Source organism: Paraburkholderia phosphatilytica, from assembly GCF_003443895.1.
GTDB classification, from domain to species: domain Bacteria; phylum Pseudomonadota; class Gammaproteobacteria; order Burkholderiales; family Burkholderiaceae; genus Paraburkholderia; species Paraburkholderia phosphatilytica.
Map to the genome: position 1 here is coordinate 18,926 of NZ_QQOA01000041.1, position 17,324 is coordinate 36,249.

13 protein-coding genes are annotated in these 17,324 nt (G+C 63.4%); 4 read left to right on the top strand and 9 right to left on the bottom strand.

The genetic code is table 11. The features are described 5' to 3' along the window. Window positions 1-211 precede the first annotated feature (211 nt). On the bottom strand, window positions 212-1,645 hold the full coding sequence (locus DVS29_RS30045; protein ID WP_118184170.1) for a hypothetical protein: 1,434 nt from the start codon (window positions 1,643-1,645) through the stop codon (window positions 212-214). Between the two features lie 192 nt (window positions 1,646-1,837). Further along, the gene (locus DVS29_RS30050; protein WP_118184171.1) at window positions 1,838-2,008 is read right to left on the bottom strand and encodes a rubredoxin; all 171 of its coding nucleotides are present in this window, start codon (window positions 2,006-2,008) and stop codon (window positions 1,838-1,840) included. A gap of 275 nt (window positions 2,009-2,283) precedes the next feature. On the opposite strand from DVS29_RS30050, the gene DVS29_RS30055 reads away from it, so the two are divergent. The 3 genes from DVS29_RS30055 (at window position 2,284) to DVS29_RS30065 (ending at window position 5,089) form a co-directional block, all read left to right on the top strand. Continuing rightward, window positions 2,284-3,147: a hydroxymethylpyrimidine/phosphomethylpyrimidine kinase gene (locus DVS29_RS30055; RefSeq protein WP_118184172.1), complete on the top strand. Its 864-nt coding sequence runs from the start codon at window positions 2,284-2,286 to the stop codon at window positions 3,145-3,147. A 180-nt stretch (window positions 3,148-3,327) separates the two neighbouring features. After that, window positions 3,328-3,843, top strand: coding sequence for a DUF2844 domain-containing protein (locus DVS29_RS30060; protein WP_164708020.1), 516 nt, complete (start codon window positions 3,328-3,330; stop codon window positions 3,841-3,843). A gap of 10 nt (window positions 3,844-3,853) precedes the next feature. Beyond that, entirely contained in the window at window positions 3,854-5,089 is a 1,236-nt protein-coding gene (locus tag DVS29_RS30065) for a DUF3443 family protein (RefSeq protein ID WP_118184174.1), read from the top strand. Window positions 5,090-5,258: 169 nt separating this feature from the next. On the opposite strand, the gene groL is transcribed toward DVS29_RS30065, so the two are convergent. The 4 genes from groL to DVS29_RS30085 form a co-directional block, all read right to left on the bottom strand. Further along, window positions 5,259-6,899: a chaperonin GroEL gene (gene groL, locus DVS29_RS30070; protein WP_118184175.1), complete on the bottom strand. Its 1,641-nt coding sequence runs from the start codon at window positions 6,897-6,899 to the stop codon at window positions 5,259-5,261. A gap of 48 nt (window positions 6,900-6,947) precedes the next feature. Next, window positions 6,948-7,238: a co-chaperone GroES gene (groES, locus tag DVS29_RS30075; protein WP_118184176.1), complete on the bottom strand. Its 291-nt coding sequence runs from the start codon at window positions 7,236-7,238 to the stop codon at window positions 6,948-6,950. A 935-nt stretch (window positions 7,239-8,173) separates the two neighbouring features. Beyond that, the gene (locus DVS29_RS30080) at window positions 8,174-9,703 is read right to left on the bottom strand and encodes a PAS domain-containing sensor histidine kinase (RefSeq protein ID WP_118184177.1); all 1,530 of its coding nucleotides are present in this window, start codon (window positions 9,701-9,703) and stop codon (window positions 8,174-8,176) included. A gap of 183 nt (window positions 9,704-9,886) precedes the next feature. Then, the gene (locus DVS29_RS30085; protein ID WP_118184178.1) at window positions 9,887-10,204 is read right to left on the bottom strand and encodes a hypothetical protein; all 318 of its coding nucleotides are present in this window, start codon (window positions 10,202-10,204) and stop codon (window positions 9,887-9,889) included. 265 nt (window positions 10,205-10,469) lie between these two features. On the opposite strand from DVS29_RS30085, the gene DVS29_RS37055 reads away from it, so the two are divergent. Further along, window positions 10,470-11,129, top strand: a complete 660-nt coding sequence (locus DVS29_RS37055; protein WP_124800733.1) for a hypothetical protein — start codon at window positions 10,470-10,472, stop codon at window positions 11,127-11,129. Window positions 11,130-12,121: 992 nt separating this feature from the next. Here DVS29_RS37055 and DVS29_RS30095 read toward each other — a convergent pair. The 3 genes from DVS29_RS30095 to DVS29_RS30105 form a co-directional block, all read right to left on the bottom strand. Then, window positions 12,122-12,544 carry a hypothetical protein gene (locus tag DVS29_RS30095; protein WP_124800734.1) on the bottom strand — a complete coding sequence of 141 codons (423 nt, stop codon included), beginning with the start codon at window positions 12,542-12,544 and terminating at the stop codon, window positions 12,122-12,124. Between the two features lie 105 nt (window positions 12,545-12,649). Further along, window positions 12,650-14,101 carry an efflux transporter outer membrane subunit gene (locus DVS29_RS30100; RefSeq protein ID WP_118184181.1) on the bottom strand — a complete coding sequence of 484 codons (1,452 nt, stop codon included), beginning with the start codon at window positions 14,099-14,101 and terminating at the stop codon, window positions 12,650-12,652. Then, window positions 14,098-17,322: an efflux RND transporter permease subunit gene (locus tag DVS29_RS30105; protein ID WP_118184182.1), complete on the bottom strand. Its 3,225-nt coding sequence runs from the start codon at window positions 17,320-17,322 to the stop codon at window positions 14,098-14,100. Before DVS29_RS30105 ends, DVS29_RS30100 begins: the two co-directional genes overlap by 4 nt. Window positions 17,323-17,324 lie beyond the last annotated feature (2 nt).

The window sequence follows — 17,324 nt, forward strand, 5'->3', positions numbered from 1 at the left end:
GGAATTCTAGCAAAGGCGATGCAGGACGGCGGCCCGTGTCGGTTCCGGGCCGAACACCGCGTCCAATGCGCGCTTGCGCGCCGGCCGCCCCCGTTCGTTCAGGTTCATTTCATTCCACCTGCGACGGATCATGATGCACTCTATCACGGGCCAGCCGGGGCCCGTGGACGCCGGCTCGAAGGCGCACTTTCGCGCCTTCTTCGCCGGTTCGTCAGCGCGCGCCGCGCTCGATCACGCGTGTGAGTGCGGCGAGTGCGGCGCTGCCGTCGGTGGGTGGCAGACCGGCGGCGATCTTGTGCAGCATCGCCTGCAGCGCAAGCGCAGCACGGTGCAGCGCGCCGGCATCCGGCGGCTCGACGATGCTCGCCTCGCGCACGGCGGACGTGTTCACTTCTGCATGTGCGCGGCGGCGCCATGCGAGTCCGAGCGCATCCGCGAGCAGCGCGACGTGGCCGAGACCCAGCGCGCTGGCCGCGGCGCCGAGCCGGTACGCGGCGTCGCCTGCCTGCAGGGCGGCGCTCGCATCGGCCTTCTCCGGCTGGTCCGCGCGCTGCGCGTAGTCGGCAAGCGATGCGATCGCGACATCCGCCGTCTGCAGGAAGTCTTCGTACGCGTTCGCGTTCACCGACAGCGCGCCCAGCGAGCGCGTCTGCGGATCGTGCGCGGCTGCGCTCCCGGCTTCGTCGGTGGCGGCTTCCCAGAGGACTTCCGAAGCCTGCGTGCCGACGACATGCCAGCCGACCGTCAGCCCGTAGTCGTGCAGCAGTTCGACTTCGTCCGCGTCTTCGGCTGCCGCGCCGAAGAGCGCGTAGTCGCGCCACAGCAGCGCGAGCGCCACGCGCACCAGCGAGCGCGGCGCGAGCAGCAAGCCATGCGCATGATCGGCGAGCGCGAGATTGCAGCGCGCGTAGAAGCGGCGCGCGTCCGCGAGGCCGTTCGCGTTGCCGGTCGCGCGCAGCGCACGCGCGCATGCACGCGCGAGACGCCAGAAGTCGTACGGGTAATCGCCCGCGAGTTGCGCAAGACAGGCGTCCAGCACATCGAACGCGGCCTGCACGTGAGCATTCGCTTCGGGATCGTCAGCGTCGTGGCCGTTCGCGCGCCTCAGCGCGGGCAACAACGCCTGCTCGTAACAGGCCCGCAGGTGGCTCAGCTGCGCGGCAGGCATCGGGCGCATCGTGGACGGCGCGATCGGACGGCCCGCGAGCGCGAAGTCTTCGAACGATACGTTCGAGCCGGGAATGCGCGTGGCGAGTTCGCGATTGAGCGACGTGTAGTGCGTGAACAGCGTGGGCGAGCAGGACTGTTCGCGCAGGTTGTGGCGACTCACCGCGTGGCGGAAGTCCTGCAGCGCGGCGCCGAACGATGCGCGCAGCGCGGCGTTGTCGGCGCCATCGTTGACCACGAGCGGCGACATCAGCACCAGCGTGTCCGCAAAACGCTGTGCGCTCAGCCAGCCTGCCTCGCGAAATGCGAGCACTGCGCGCAGCAGCGCCGACGCGGTGTCGTGGCGCGCATCGAACGCGTGCTGGGCGTCGGCGAGCGCGATTTCGGCTGGACGCACGGTGCCCCCGCGCGGATTAGGCAGCGCCTCGAAACGCGTGGACGCGAAGGTGGACAGCGGGAGATCGGGTTCAGGAGTCATGGGCATGCGACTGGAACGCGCGCGGCCTCGCGACGCCAGACTGCGGCTGTTTCGCGAACCCACGACACAACGATGACAGACTGCCAACCGCTCATCAAGCTACGGACCAGGCCGACGTCAGCGCCCGCACTATGCGTGCCACGTTCGCCGCGCCTGATCGATGTCGACTGCGAGATACGATTGCCGATCCGGTCAGATCTCGACCATCTCGAAGTCTTCCTTGCGCGCGCCACACTCCGGGCAGGTCCAGTTGATCGGCACGTCTTCCCAGCGTGTGCCCGGTGCGATGTTTTCGTCAGGCAGGCCGGCTTCTTCGTCGTAGATCCAGCCGCAGATCAGGCACATCCAGCTCTTGAATTCCATTCTTATGCCGCGTCGAAAAGTGCAGGAAACGGACCCTCTGGCGCGTTCCGCCAGAGGGTCCGTTGTATCGGGACCCATGATGGTACCGTGTTGCTGCCCCACTGCCTAGCGAGCGAGAGCGAGCGGGGTTCGGCCATGCCAGACGGTCCGCCGCGGTGCGCTACGGGGCGAATGGCCCCATCCGAACGGATTGGTCGCATAATTGAGCCGACTGGACGCCATGCCACGTGTCGGCGTCACGCGTTTTTCCGCTCACTGTTCGCCTCCTATCTTTCATGCCCAGCGACACTCCCCCGATCGTTCTGACCTTCGGCCTCTCCGACCCGACAGGCGGCTCCGGCATTCAGGCCGACCTGATGACGCTCGCGAGCATGGGCTGCCACGGTGTCACGGTGCTGACCGGCTATACCGTGCGCGACTCCGCCACCTGCGACGAAGTGACCGGTCTCGACCCGGACGTGGTCGCGACCCAGGCGCGCATGCTGCTCGAGGACATGCCGATCGCGGCCTTCAAGGTCGGCGCGGCCACCCGCGCGGAAGTGGTGAGCGCGATCGCCGAAGTGGTCGCCGACTACGACGACATCCCGCTGATCCTCGCGCCCGACTTCACGCTCGACGATGAGCACGTGCTCGCCGCCGACGAACTGCGCGAGGCAATCGCCGACCTGCTCGCGCCGCAGACCACGCTTCTCGTCGCCGACGCGACCACGCTGCTCGCGCTCGCGCAGCCGGATGGCGACGCCGAGGCACCGAGCCTCGACGCTGCGATCGCGCATCTGCTGTCGCAGGGCTGCGAGTACATCCTGTCGACGGAAACCGGCACGCACCGCCACGTGAACACGCTCTACAGCGACGACGGCCAGTTGCGCCAGGACCTGTGGGATCGCAGCGTCAACCGGATGATGGGTGCCACCGACACGCTCGGCACGGCGATCGCGGCGCTGCTCGCAAACGGACAGGAACCAGCCGAAGCCGTCCGCGAAGCGCAGGAATACCTGTTCCAGGCCACCCGCGCCGCGTTCCGGCCCGGCATGGGCGCTCACCTGCCTGACCGGTTCTTCTGGGCCCGCAGCGGCGACGACGACGAAACGCCGCCGCCCGCCTCGCAGGACTCCCCGCCGGACGAAGCGCGACACTGATCCGGAACGCATCGGCTCCCACCCGTATCCCTACCCGCACTAAAGAACTGACGCTCAGTTGCCGTCATCAGCATTGGCGCCTTTCCATCTCTTACGGAGACGATGGCACCAGGAACAGCCGATGTCTGGAACAACATGAACGACGGGGCGCGATCCGCGCCCCCATACGGGGATATACCTGTGAGAGTCCGATTCAACCTGGCCGGCGCCATCGCGCTGGCCATTGGCGCCTCGATGGCCGCGAGCGCGCCCGCCTTCGCCACGCTCGGCAGCACACCGCTGTCGGGCGTCGATAGTCACGTCGTCAGCGTCGTATCGATCGCGCACGTCGCGCATGCGGCCGCCGGCACGTCGTCGGGCAGCACGCCCGCGTCGACCTACTCGACGAACACGATCACGCTCCAGTCGGGCACCGTGGTGCGCGAGTACGTGAACACATCGACCAACCAGGTGTTCGGCCTCGCGTGGCAAGGCCCGCGCCTGCCGGATCTGCGCCAGCTGCTCGGCACGTCATTCATCCGTTTTGCCGGCAGCGCGACGCAGCAGCCCGAATCGACCGCGATGGGCGCGTCGCACCGCAGCCTCGTCGCGTCCGATCTCGTCGTCCAGTCGGGCGGGCATATGGGGCTCTTCGTCGGCAAGGCCTACCTGCCCGAGCGGCTGCCGTCCGGCGTCAGCGCCAGCGACATTCAGTGACGGGGTGCGCATGAAGACTTTCCTCCTGAGCTGCGCGCTCGCGCTGTGTCTCGCCGGTTGCGGCGGCGGCGGAAGTGGTGGCAGCAGCAGTTCGTCGTCGACCTCCTCCGCGGCCACGCCCGCATCTTCGACCGGCGTTGTCACGCAGTCGAGCAATACCGTCCCGTTCACCGTCGATGCAACCTACGGCGCGGTCAACGGCGCGTACGTGAACGTGACGATCTGCGCGGTGGGCACGACGACCTGTACCACCATCGATCATGTGCAGGTCGACTCGGGATCGGTCGGCTTGCGGATTCTGGCATCCGCGCTGCCGACCGGCTTCGCGCAACCGGTCGTGTCGGACCCGACCACCGGCGAACAGCTGGCCGAATGCGGCGAGTTCGGCTCCGGCTACACGTGGGGACCGCTGTCGAAGTACGACGTGACGCTTGGCGGCGAGACCGCGCACAATCTGCCGGTGCAGATCATCAACGACAGCTTCGCGACCGTGCCGAGTGCGTGCTCGTCGCTGGGTTCGTCGATGGGCGCGTCGGGCACCGCGTCATTGTTTGCGAAGGGCATCGTCGGGCTCGGCGTCGGACGCGAGGATTGCGGCTCGGGTTGCGCGAGCGCGGCGACGGATGTGTACTGGGTGTGCCCGGGCACGACCTGCACCGAGTCGAAACTCGCAACGACCTCGCAGGTGAGCAATCCGATCCTCGGCTTCCCGATCGACAACAACGGCATGCTGCTCACGCTGCCGACCATCGCGTCGAGCGGCTCGGCCGCCGTGACCGGCACGCTGACCTTCGGCATCAACACGCAGTCGAACAATCAGCGTGCCTCCGCAACGCTGCTGACGACGGACGACAGCGGCAACTTCAACGTGGTCCTCAACGGCACGTCGACCCAGGGCTTCATCGACAGCGGTTCGAGCGTCTACTTCTTCGTGGATTCGTCGCTTGGCACCTGCAGCCTCGGTGGGGCGAACTGGTATTGCCCGACTTCGGTGACGCAGCTGAGCGCGACGCTGACAGGGCTGACGACCGGCACGCTGGCCACGACGTTTTCAGTCGGCAACGCGCAGACGCTGCTGTCGAACGGCCATGTCGCGTTCAACGACGTGGGTGTCAATGAGACGGTGTTCTCGTCCGCGGTGCTCGATCTCGGCCTGCCGTATTTCTTCGGCAAGTCGGTGTTCTTCGGCATCGCCGACGCCGATACGTCGACCGCCAGCGGCTCGCCGTACGTCGCGGTGCAGTGAGCGATTTCGCAGAGCCGAACGCAGAGACGACGACCAGTCGTCGCCGCTGACACTCCGCGAGGCCACGCGCGCAAAAAAACCCCGCAGTTCGCACCGCGGGGTTTTTCTTTGCCGAAGAGCACGCCTCGCGGCGCGCCCCGGCAAGACTGTGATTCGACCTGACGCCGAATTACATGTCCATGCCCATGCCGCCCATGCCACCGGGCATGCCGCCAGGCATCGGAGCATCGTCCTTCGGCAGTTCGGCAACGGCTGCGTCCGTCGTCAGCAGCAGGCCAGCGACCGAAGCTGCGTTCTGCAGCGCCGTGCGCGTCACCTTCGTCGGGTCGACCACACCGGCTTCCACCAGGTCGCCGTACTCGCCCGTCGCTGCGTTGTAGCCGTAGTTGCCCGTACCTGCTGCAACTGCCGCCACCACGACGCTCGCTTCTTCGCCGCCGTTCGTGACGATCTGGCGCAGCGGCTCTTCCATCGCGCGCAGCACGATCTTGATGCCGGCGTCCTGATCGGCGTTCACACCCTTCACCGAAGCGATAGCCGAACGTGCGCGGATCAGCGCGACGCCGCCGCCAGGAACGATGCCTTCTTCAACGGCAGCACGCGTGGCGTGCAGCGCGTCTTCGACACGTGCCTTCTTTTCCTTCATTTCGACTTCGGTCGCAGCGCCGACCTTGATCACTGCCACGCCGCCGGCGAGCTTCGCCACGCGTTCCTGCAGCTTTTCACGGTCGTAGTCCGACGTCGCTTCTTCGATCTGCGTGCGGATCTGCTTGACGCGCGCTTCGATGTTCGACGCTTCGCCAGCGCCGTCGATGATCGTCGTGTTTTCCTTGCCCACTTCGATGCGCTTCGCCTGACCCAGTTCGTTCAGCGTTGCCTTCTCGAGCGTGAGGCCGGTTTCTTCCGCGATCACCTGGCCGCCGGTCAGGATCGCGATGTCTTCCAGCATCGCCTTGCGACGGTCGCCGAAGCCCGGGGCCTTGACGGCAACGGTCTTCAGGATGCCGCGGATGTTGTTGACGACGAGCGTTGCGAGCGCTTCGCCTTCGATGTCTTCGGCGATGATCAGCAGCGGACGGCCAGCCTTTGCGACCTGCTCCAGCACCGGCAGCAGATCACGGATGTTCGACACCTTCTTGTCGTGCAGCAGCACGAACGGGTTTTCGAGGATGGCGACCTGCTTGTCCGGGTTGTTGATGAAGTACGGCGACAGGTAGCCGCGGTCGAACTGCATACCTTCGACCACTTCCAGTTCGTCCGACAGCGACTTGCCGTCTTCGACCGTGATCACGCCTTCCTTGCCGACCTTGTCCATCGCTTCAGCGATGCGATCGCCGATCGACGTGTCGCTGTTTGCCGAGATCGCGCCGACCTGGGCGATTTCCTTGTTCGTCGTGCAGGGCTTGCTGACCTTGCGCAGTTCTTCCACTGCTGCGGCCACAGCCTTGTCGATGCCGCGCTTCAGGTCCATCGGGTTCATGCCCGACGCGACGTACTTCATGCCTTCACGAACGATCGACTGGGCCAGCACCGTAGCCGTCGTCGTGCCGTCGCCAGCGTTGTCGCTGGTCTTGGACGCGACTTCCTTGACCATCTGCGCGCCCATGTTCTGCAGCTTGTCCTTCAGCTCGATTTCCTTCGCGACCGAGACGCCGTCCTTCGTGACCGTCGGGCCGCCGAAGCTGCGCTCGAGCACCACGTTGCGGCCCTTCGGACCCAGCGTGACCTTCACTGCGTTGGCGAGAATGTTCACGCCTTCAACCATCTTCGAACGTGCGGAATCGCCGAACGTGACTTCTTTAGCTGCCATCTTTCAACTCCTTGATTCTGGTGTGCTTTCGAATGAACCGTGGGGGTCTTACTTCGTCACCACAGCCATGATGTCTTCTTCGCGCATGACGAGCAGTTCGTTGCCGTCGACCTTCACGGTCTGGCCGGCGTACTTGCCGAACAGCACGCGATCGCCGACCTTCACGTCGAGCACGATCTGCGCGCCCTTGTCGTCACGCTTGCCCGGGCCCACTGCCAGCACTTCGCCTTGATCCGGCTTTTCTGCTGCAGCGTCGGGAATCACAATGCCGGATGCCGTCTTGGTTTCCTGATCCAGACGCTTGACGATCACACGATCGTGCAAAGGACGAAGGTTCATACTTGCTCCTCTTTCGATAGGACTTGACACGCTTGAGAAAACCCCGGCAAGCGACGCCTGCCGGCGAAATCAGGGTTCGGGGAGCGTTGTTAGCACTCTCCCGTGGTGAGTGCTAAGTATAGGGATGGCGAATGACAAATTCAAGACCCGGGGCCGGAAGGAAATGTCATGTCGCAATCCATGTGTCGAGATTCGCTTAACTTTGAACTTTCCATCCTTGGCGAAGGCCTGTTGATCTGAAAATTCCATCAAAAAAACAATGCGTTACCGCTGAAACACATCGACAGCCAGGTGCTTCGGCAACGGTTCAGACACAGCGAACCTGGTGCGATTCTGGCCGACCATGCGGGTCCCGCGTCGAGCTTGGGGAAATCCCGCAGATCGCGCACAAATAATTAGGGGAGGATTGGAAGACGCACTCGCGGCAGTACGACACGAGCGAATCTGGCGCCAAGGCTATCTGCGCAGGCAGCGCAAACGGTCCTGCCGCCCCTGCCTCTCGATGCTTTCGAATTCGGGATCGCCAACGCGCTTGATCCCCTTCGCAACAAATCAAAGGTATGGTCCGATCAGCGGTCCTCGAATGAGTGCTCAAGTGTTTGCCGGTAACTTTTGCCGGTCAGTGCCTCGATGCCGGCGTCGTATCGCGCAGCCTCTTCGCTGCGACGAGGCTCCACCGTCAGTGCGTCACCCTGCGGCAAGCGGCATTTGGCCGAAGCCGACCCACTGCAGACGGACGCACGGTCGGGCATCAAAGGGCAGCTAACAAAGTGGTCCGGTCACCCATGCCGGCTTCTCGGCGACAATAGTTCGCGGACGTTGGGGCGCGCCGGGTTCTACATAAGCACCGTGGCAGATCGCTGACAGTGCCTGCATCTAGTTCCGCTCAAAGGAGCAACACCGTCAGGCAACCAGACGCGCGGCTGGCAAGTCGATCAGGCTCTTAGTGCCTTCGCGATATCGGCAAGGCTGTACGGCTTGCATACGAACGGAAATTCGCTGATCGTTGCAGGCTCGCGGCGCAGCGCGGCGAGTGGATAGTCCGACGTAAGGACCACCTTGATGCCCGGATATTCCGACCTGGCCAGGCGCGCCAGTTCCATGCCGCTTATACCGTCCGGCATTGAAATGTCCGCGAAAACGACATTGATATCGGTGCGCGCCCGCAATATTGCTAGCGCCTCAGAGGCGCTACTGGCGGCCACAACCTCGCATCCTATTTTCCTGAACAGTTCAGTCGCCAGGCCGAGCACATCGGGCTCGTCATCCACCACCATGACCCTCTCACCCTTTGAGGAAGCCCGGGGAATGGTGGCTTCCTCCGGTTCGACCAGTGGAAAATAGAGATCGACCGTCGTACCCTTCCCGTCTTCGCTCGAAATGACGACGTCGCCGCCCGATTGGGTAACGAATCCGTACACTTGACTGAGTCCTAGCCCCGTTCCCTCACCCGCCGGCTTCGTAGTGAAGAACGGCTCAAATGCCTGCGCCAGTACCTCCCTGGACATGCCCGTGCCCGTGTCTGAAACCGATATCCGCACGTAGTGACCGGCAGAAAGCGCCGTCGTCACTTCGCTGTCTGATTCGACGGTATCCGCGGTGATCGTCACGGTACCCCCTTCGGGCATGGCGTCGCTCGCATTTACCACGAGATTCAGGAGGGTCGCCTCAAACCTCGCCACGTCAACAAGAGCGAAGGCATGTTGAGTCTGTGCTCTCAGTTCAACGCGCGTTTTGCGATCGCCGGCGCGCGTAAGCATCGGCTCAAAATCGCGCAGCAGCGAGCTGAGGTTGTGCACTTCCGCCTGCAACGGCTGCTGACGCGCAAATGAGAGAAGTTGCTGCGTGAGCGACGTTCCCCGGTCGATCGCCCGGCGCATGCTTTCAATCATCTTCGTGTCCATATGCGTGCGCGATTGCATTGCGAGAACCTGCAGACCATTTGACAGCACCCCGAGCAGGTTGTTGAAGTCGTGGGCGACACCTCCTGTCAAGCGTCCAATGGCCTCCATTTTCTGCGCCTGGAACAAGGCAGCCTTTGCTTTCTCGAGCGCAGCCAAAGCCTCCTTGCGCTCGGTAATGTCCCGGGTGACCTTCGCAAAACCGACCAGTGAACCCGTTTCGTCACGAATGGCATCCACCACGACGTGTGCCCAAAAACGGGTGCCGTTCTTTCGCACCCGCCATCCTTCCCGTTCGACTCGCCCCTCCCGAGCTGCCGTCGAGAGAATGAGTGCTGGCGCTCCGGCCGCCCGGTCCTCTTCTGTATAGAAACACGAGAAGTGTTGACCGACGATCTCTGAGTGGCAGTAACCTTTGATGCGCTCGGCCCCGGCGTTCCAGGTCGTCACGACACCTGCCGGCGAAAGCATGAAGATTGCATAGTCCGTGACCCCTTGAACCAGGAGACGGAATTGCTCTTCGGTCTGACGCGCCGTGTCTTGTGGCTTCTGGAGATCGCTCATATGAGGAATACATGCTCGCAAGGCGTTGTTTCCGATTCTAACCTTTCACATAGCTGCGAAAAGAGGGCTATCCCGCAAGAACGCTCCTTTGGATCGGCTCTCCCATAGACGCGGGGTCACCTGCAGGCGACAGCAGGACTACGGGCAATGGCGGTATGCCCGCGCGGGTTTTCTGCCACTCAGTCAGGAACACACGTTGCTCATACTTGAAACCAACCCAAGCCAACGGACCGGATATGGTGCATTGCCCGCACATTGCCCGCTGGACCTCTCTTTCAGAACTTCGAAGGCCGCGATCTGGTGGTCGGCGTCGATCAGAAGCTTGTCGCGCTGTTCGGCACGACTGTCGAACATATCGTCATCAACGATATGGCGATTCATCAGCCATCGCGGCAGATCTTCATGTCGGTCGAGCGCGGCCGCGGGCCGGATGCCATTCCTGCCATCGTGAAGGTCAATCACGGCAAGATCGAGCTGCTCGAACTCGAACGTATTGGGCACACACACGTTTGCATTCCGAACGAACCGGATCAGAGCGCAAGGCTCGAATTCGAGCCGCAGCGCGTCTATACCATCACTGACGTCAAGTACTACAACGGCGAAATCTTCGTGACCGGCATTTTCGAATCAGCGATTCGCGTCGACGCTCTATCGCATTCCCTACCCGTTCAACTCGTGCGTCGCGACATGCACCGTCGAGATCTGGCATCCGACGCACCGGGAGTTCGAAACGCGCGCGCCAATTATCCGGCGACTAATCCGCGAGATGGAGGGGAAGCCTTATTTGTTCGCCGTGTATGGCTGCACACCGCTCGTCCGCTTCGACTTGAACACATTGAAGGACGGCGCTCATGTGCACGGAGACACGATCGGCGAACCTGGCTATGGATCCAATCCGCTGGATATGATGATTTATACCGACCCGTTCGATCACAAGGACTATCTGCTTGTCACGATCGACGTGCGCAGTGCTTCGCGCATCGAGGCCGCGGAACTGGCATCGGCACAACCGGAGCCGACCGGAGGGTCGATCGATTTCGGACCGGGCGGCCTGGGACGCACACAGCGAGATCTGCCGATACGGGCGGAGCATTTTGCGATTCTGGGATTCGCGATGGGCGGTCGCCATCTGGCGGCACCCGAAAACATCGTATCGCCTCAACATCGGGACGCTGATGGTGCCGTACTTCTTCGACCGCCGGTTGGACATGGCGGAAATGAACTGGCCAGATGGTCCGGCCCCGTTCCACTACCGGGATCATCGCAACGAGGTCGATCGTGCATAGCGGGTCTGCCTGGCCGTGATGGCCACGACCAGGTGAGCATGGGTGAGGATTCAGGTGAGGCTCCGACCGACATTGCAGGTCGATCACGACGCGTACCCCGGCGGTCCAGCTTGCATCGGCGTACACAATCTCGATCCTGAGCGGGTCGTGTTCCTTGGGGAGCCCGGGCAGGCAGGTCGCCGGTTGCCGGCTGCGCTCCGCGTGAACGTGATCGAGCCGGGTAGACCAGGCTGCGTCGATCTTCCCGACGTGTTTGGGCGCTATGAGATCCTTCAAGCCGGGCTTCGGTTCATTCCGCATTTCCCGTTCGAATCAGGCGTTCGCTATTGCGCGCGCGTCGATCCCCGATCGCTATGGCGTGCCACGCGTTCTGACGTGCTCACGCTCGAATTCTCGCTGCCAAACCGGATAGTCAGTGAGCGGCGGCCGTGTGCGGCATTTTTCCGTCCGCCGAAGTGCTGCTGGAAAACCTGCTGCGCTTCTACGTACGGTTTTCCCACTCGATGCAGCGCGGCCGGGCGGAGCAACAGGCCTGCTGGACCCTGGCAGATTGAAACGTTGGGCAGGCCCCAATCGCGAGCTGGGGCCGCCGCTGCAGGTGGGGCAACGGTACGTGCTGGTCATTGGCCCCGGAATGATCGATTCATTGGGGCGTGCAATACGACAGAATTTCTATAAGCCGTTCGTTGCTGCGGAGGCGGTGCGTGAGCCCGTTGCAGTTGGGCAGTGGAAGGTGCTGCCGCCCGTCGCAAAGAGCCGGCAACCGCAATCCTCTTTCCGAGGCAACTGGACTGGGCGATGCTCTGGCGTGCGATCGCGGTTGTTCCGGACGACGGGCCACCGATATCTGGACGAGTCTCGCTCGAACACGGTGAACGGCGATGGTGCTTTGCTCCCGAGCGGCCGTGGCCGGCAGGGTCGTATTTCATCCGCGTTGCGTCATACCTTGAGGACGTTTGCGGCAACAGCATACTCTCCGCGTTTGACAGGCCACTTGGACCTGGAAGCCATTTGACGGTTGAGGCCGTGAACTGCGTGATTCCATTTCGGGTAGTGGAATTGGTGAATTGCGCATAAGGGCAACGGACCGGTAACCGTCGGCAACTGGTGCGGCCCTGTGGGTTGCTCGCAGTCAGTTCGACACGTGGCCAGCTGGTCGTCCCATCTTGCCAGTGACCGTTGTGAGGCCACTGTCCGACTTCCTGAGGACCGCGCGCCGATGCACGCGAATGTCATATTGGCCGGGCGTGGCCGCCGGGAAGTACCTGGCGCGGTAACTACCTGCTCGCCGTCGATCGTCCGACCAGCCGGTCAGATAACGGACCATGCGGACCTGGCTTTCGGCGGACATGCCGGGACGGCTATAAACTCCGCCCATGAACTCGAAGCCGATACGTCGGTAGAAATATCTCGAGCGCGGCACCAGACAGTGCTCCCTGCGGCATAGCGTGTCTGCTTTCGCGTGAGTGCGCAGCACGCTGCCAGCGGCTGGCAAGTCTGCACGAAGGATCCGGTCGCGAAGGGTCAGCAACTCCGCAATGGTCACAGGTGCCATCCGGATGTCCTCGTGCCCGGGCGTCGGCCTGGCGCGCATTGGTATTCGATCGACGATGCAGGCCAAAAGATGAACAGCCGCGCCTGACCCCTGTCGACAGCGTGCTCACGGCTGCTTCGCCGTCACCGTGGTTTCCGACCATCCGCCGCCCAGCACCTTGTACAGCGTAACGAGGTTCGACAGCTGCGACAGCGTGTCAGACACCAGTTGCTGCTGTGCCGTATAGAGCGTACGCTGCGCATCCAGCAGCGTCAGGAAGCTGTCAGTTCCCTGCCGGTAGCGCGCCTGTGCGAGATTGTAGTATTGCTGTGCGGAGCCGACGTAGTCGCGGTCCGCATCGACCTGGTCCACATAGGTCGCACGGCCGGCCAGCGCATTCGCCACTTCCTTGAAGGCGGTCTGGATCGTCTTCTCGTAATCCGCGATATCGATGTTCTTTTCGATCTTCGCGACGTCCAGCGATGCCTTGTTGTTGCCGAAATCGAAGATAGGGATCGAGATGGACGGTGCGAATTCCCACACGCCGCTGCCCGCCTTGAAGAGGCCCGACAGACTGCTGCTCGAGCTACCCGCGGTGGCTGTCAACTCGATTTTCGGGAAGAACGCGGCGCGTGCCGCACCGATATTTGCGTTGGCAGCCTTCAGCGTGTGCTCCGCTTCGACGATGTCCGGCCGTCGCATCAGCAGATCCGACGGCACGCCTTCGCCGATGTCTGCCAGCAGGGCCGTGCTCTGCGTGAGGCGCGGCCCCTGCGCCAGATCGTCAGGCAGCGGACAGCCGATTTCCGCTTCGAGATTGTTGCGGTCCTGCGCGACCGCCCGCGTGTACGACGCGAGGCTGGCGCGCGCGCTGGCAAGCGAGTTCTCAGCCTGACGCACGTCCTGGAGCGACGCCGTGCCAATCTTCATCTCGCTACGGGTAAGCTCCACAGTGGAGCGGTCCGCGTCGACCGTGTCGGCCGTGATTTTCAGCAGTTCCTGGTCCGACAGCAGTTGCAGATAGTCGGTTGCAACCGTCGCCACGAGGCTGATCTGCGTGCTGGTGCGCGCGGCATCAGTGGACAGATACTCTTCGAGCGCCTGTCGCTTGAGACTGCCCAGCCGGCCGAAGAAATCGACCTCCCACGACGTGAAGCCCACCTCGACACTGCTCGAACTGAGACTCGTGCCGTATCCTTCCGCGCGCTCGCGCGTACTGGACGCGGACGCGTCGACTGTCGGCCCGAGATTCGCGCGGGCGATCCGGTACTTGGCCTCGTATTCCGCGACATTGAGCGCGGCGACGCGCAGATCGCGATTGTTCTGCAACGCCAGCTCGATCAGGCGCTGCAGCCGCGCATCCCTGAAGAAGTCGCGCCAGCCGGTGTCGGCGGCGAGCGGCGCCGCCGGCACGGACGTCACAGACGGCGCGCCGCCCGCTGCCGTCGCCGATGCCGCCGTCGCGCCAGTCGTGGGCCATGCGACCGCCACCGGCGCATCAGGCCGCTGATAGGCAGGATCGAGCGTGCAGCCAGCGAGCAAAGCCGCTAAAAAAATCGCCACGAACTTCACCTTCATGCTGCATCTCTCCCAGTCGGCGCATCGTCAGCGACCTGCCCGTGCTCCTTGAACAGGCGACGAACCACGATGAAAAACACCGGCACAAAAAAGATCGCCAGCACCGTCGCGGCAATCATGCCGCCCGTCACCCCCGTGCCGATCGCATGCCGGGCTGCGGCGCCCGCGCCTGAGCTGACCACCAGTGGTAGCACGCCGAACACGAACGCGAGGGACGTCATCAGGATCGGCCTGAGTCGAAGATGTGCCGCTTCCAGCGTCGCGTCGATCAGACTGCGGCCCTGCACCTGCAGATCCTTTGCGAACTCGACGATCAGGATGGCGTTCTTGGTCGACAGCCCGATCGTCGTCAGCAGACCCACCTTGAAGTAGATGTCGTTCGACAGTCCGCGCAGATGCGCCGCTGCCAGCGCGCCAAACACGCCAAGCGGTACGACGAGGACCACTGCGAACGGAATCGACCAGCTCTCGTACAGCCCGGCGAGACACAGGAACACCACGACAAGCGAGATCGCATACAGCCAGCCCGCCTGCGAGCCGGACTGCTTTTCCTGGTACGACTGGCCGGTCCATTCGACTCCAAAGCCGGCCGGCAGCTGCTTCGCGAGCCGCTCCACTGCCGTCATCGCCTGGCCCGTGCTGACGCCGGGGCGAGTCTGCGCGGACATCTCGACGGCAAGCGCACGGTTATAGCGCTCGATCTGCGGCGAGCCGGTGATCCAGTGGCTCGTCGCGAAGGCCGAGAAAGGCACCATTGACGAGTCGTAGCCCGAACCCGTGCCGCTGCCGGATGAAGAAGACGAGGACGAGGACGACGACGACGACGACGAGCTCGAACCCGAAGAAGATGATGACGAAGAACCCGACTTCACGTACCAGTTGCCGATATCGGCAGGCATCATCCGGTACGGCGCATCCGACTGCACGTAGACCTTCTGGATTCGCCCGGTGTCGATGTAGTTGTTCACGTACGACGAGCCAAATGCGGTCTGCAGCGTGTCGTTCACGTCGGAGATCGAAAGGCCGAGCGCGCTGGCCTTTTCCCGGTCGATCACGACCTGCAGCTGCGGCGTGTCCTCAAGCCCGGCCGGACGCATCATCGCGAGCGACCTGTCCTGCGACGCAAGGCCCATGAGCTGGTTGCGCACCTGCAGCAGCCGGTCGTGTCCCGCGCCGCCGCGGTCCTCGATCTCGAAGTCCAGACCGCTCTGCGTGCCGAGCTCCTGGATCGCGGGCGGATTCAGCACAAAGATCTGCGCGTCACGATTGCCCGCGAAGTGCTGGTTGGCGCGCCGGATCAACGCCGCTGCGCTGTCGCTGCGCCTGCTCCAGTCTTTCAGCGAGACGAAGGCGATCGCATTGTTCTGCCCCTGCCCGTTGAAGCTGAAGCCATTGACCGTGATCATCTGCTGGACGGCCGGCTCCTTCTGCAGGAAGTACTGCTCGACCTCCTCGACGGTCTTCAGGGTTTTCGACGCGGGCGTGCCGACCGGCGTGGACACCGAGACGATGAAGTAGCCCTCGTCTTCGTCCGGCAGATACGACGAAGGCAGCGTCACATACAGGAGCCCGACCACGCCACCGATCAGTGCGTACACCACCAGGTAGCGCACCGGCTTCGCCACCACCCGGGTCAGCACCGAGCTGTAGCGGCCGCTGCCTGATGCGAACACCCGGTTGAACCAGCCCAGGAAGCCGCGCCTTGGCTGATGCGCGCTGTTCGCGGGCAGCAGCATGGTCGCGCACAACGCCGGCGTGAGCGTCAGCGCGAGCACCACCGAAAGGATCATCGCCGACACGATCGTGATCGAGAACTGACGGTAGATCGCGCCCGTCGACCCGGAAAAGAACGCCATCGGGATGAACACCGCGGTGAGCACTGTGGTCACGCCGAGCAGCGCGCCGGTGATCTGACCCATCGCCTTGCGGGTTGCCTCCTTCGGCGGCAGCTGCTCTTCGCTGATGATCCGCTCGACGTTTTCAACCACCACGATCGCATCGTCCACCAGCAGCCCGATCGCCAGCACCATCGCGAACATCGACAGCACATTGATCGAGAAGCCGATCAGTGACATCACGCCGAAGGTACCGAGCAGCGCCACCGGCACGACGATGGTCGGGATCAGCGTGGCCCGCAGGTTCTGCAGGAACAGGTACATCACGAGGAACACGAGAATCACCGCCTCGCACAGCGTCTTGATCACTTCCTCGATCGAGATGCGCACGAATGGAGTCGTGTCGTACGGGTAGCTGACCGCCACATCCTTCGGAAGCTGCGGCTGCAGCTCGGCGAGCCTCGCGCGCACGGCCTTCGCCACCGTCATCGCGTTCGCGCCGGTCGCGAGCTTGATCGCAAGCGCCCCGGCGGGCTTGCCGTTCATCCGCGCCGAGGTCGAATAGTCATCGCCGCCCACCTCGATGCGCGCCACGTCTTTCAGCCGCACCTTCGAGCCGTCGCTGTTGACCCGTAGCAGGATGTCGCCGAACTGGTCGACCGTGGTGAGCAGACTCGACGAGAGGATCGTCGCGTTGATCGCCTGGGAGTTAGTGGCGGGCGTGCCGCCGACCTGACCCACGGAAAGCTGCACGTTCTGGTTCGAGATCGCGGTCGTCACATCGGACGTCATGAGGCCGTAGCTGCGCAGTTTGACCGGGTTCAGCCAGATGCGCATCGCGTGCTGGGCGCCAAACAGCGTCACGTCACCCACGCCGTTGATCTGCGTGAGCGGATCCTCGACCTGCGTGGCGAGGATGTTGCCGAGGTCCACCGAATTGTAGGTGCCGCCCGGCGACGACAACGCGATGATCATCAGGAAGTTGGTCGACGCCTTGGCAACCTGGATGCCCTGCTCCTGAACCGTCTCCGGCAGCGACGAGGTCGCCTGGCTGACCTTGTTCTGCACCTGCACCTGCGCAATGTCGGGATTGGTGCCCGGGTTGAACGTCACGGTGATCGTGGACTGCCCCGCCGAACTGCTGCTGGACGACATGTACAGCATGTTGTCGATCCCGCTCATCTTCTGTTCGATAACCTGCGTGACCGTGGCCGCGATGGTTTCCGCGGACGCGCCCGGATACGACGCGGTGATCTGGATCGACGGCGGCGCGATGGTGGGATATTGCTCGACGGGCAGCGTGGTGATCGCCGCAGTGCCCACCAGCATGATGACGATTGCAATGACCCATGCGAGGATCGGCCGGTTGATGAAGAAATTCGCCATAC

Excerpts from the sequence above, each read along its gene's own strand:
- DVS29_RS30100 (WP_118184181.1), bottom strand. The coding sequence starts at position 14,101 with ATGAAGGTGAAGTTCGTGGCGATTTTTTTAGCGGCTTTGCTCGCTGGC.
- DVS29_RS30045 (WP_118184170.1), bottom strand. The coding sequence starts at position 1,645 with ATGACTCCTGAACCCGATCTCCCGCTGTCCACCTTCGCGTCCACGCGT.
- DVS29_RS30055 (WP_118184172.1), top strand. The coding sequence starts at position 2,284 with ATGCCCAGCGACACTCCCCCGATCGTTCTGACCTTCGGCCTCTCCGAC.
- DVS29_RS30095 (WP_124800734.1), bottom strand. The coding sequence starts at position 12,544 with ATGGCACCTGTGACCATTGCGGAGTTGCTGACCCTTCGCGACCGGATC.
- groES (WP_118184176.1), bottom strand. The coding sequence starts at position 7,238 with ATGAACCTTCGTCCTTTGCACGATCGTGTGATCGTCAAGCGTCTGGAT.
- DVS29_RS30065 (WP_118184174.1), top strand. The coding sequence starts at position 3,854 with ATGAAGACTTTCCTCCTGAGCTGCGCGCTCGCGCTGTGTCTCGCCGGT.
- DVS29_RS30050 (WP_118184171.1), bottom strand. The coding sequence starts at position 2,008 with ATGGAATTCAAGAGCTGGATGTGCCTGATCTGCGGCTGGATCTACGAC.
- DVS29_RS30105 (WP_118184182.1), bottom strand. The coding sequence starts at position 17,322 with ATGGCGAATTTCTTCATCAACCGGCCGATCCTCGCATGGGTCATTGCA.
- DVS29_RS30080 (WP_118184177.1), bottom strand. The coding sequence starts at position 9,703 with ATGAGCGATCTCCAGAAGCCACAAGACACGGCGCGTCAGACCGAAGAG.
- groL (WP_118184175.1), bottom strand. The coding sequence starts at position 6,899 with ATGGCAGCTAAAGAAGTCACGTTCGGCGATTCCGCACGTTCGAAGATG.
- DVS29_RS37055 (WP_124800733.1), top strand. The coding sequence starts at position 10,470 with ATGGAGGGGAAGCCTTATTTGTTCGCCGTGTATGGCTGCACACCGCTC.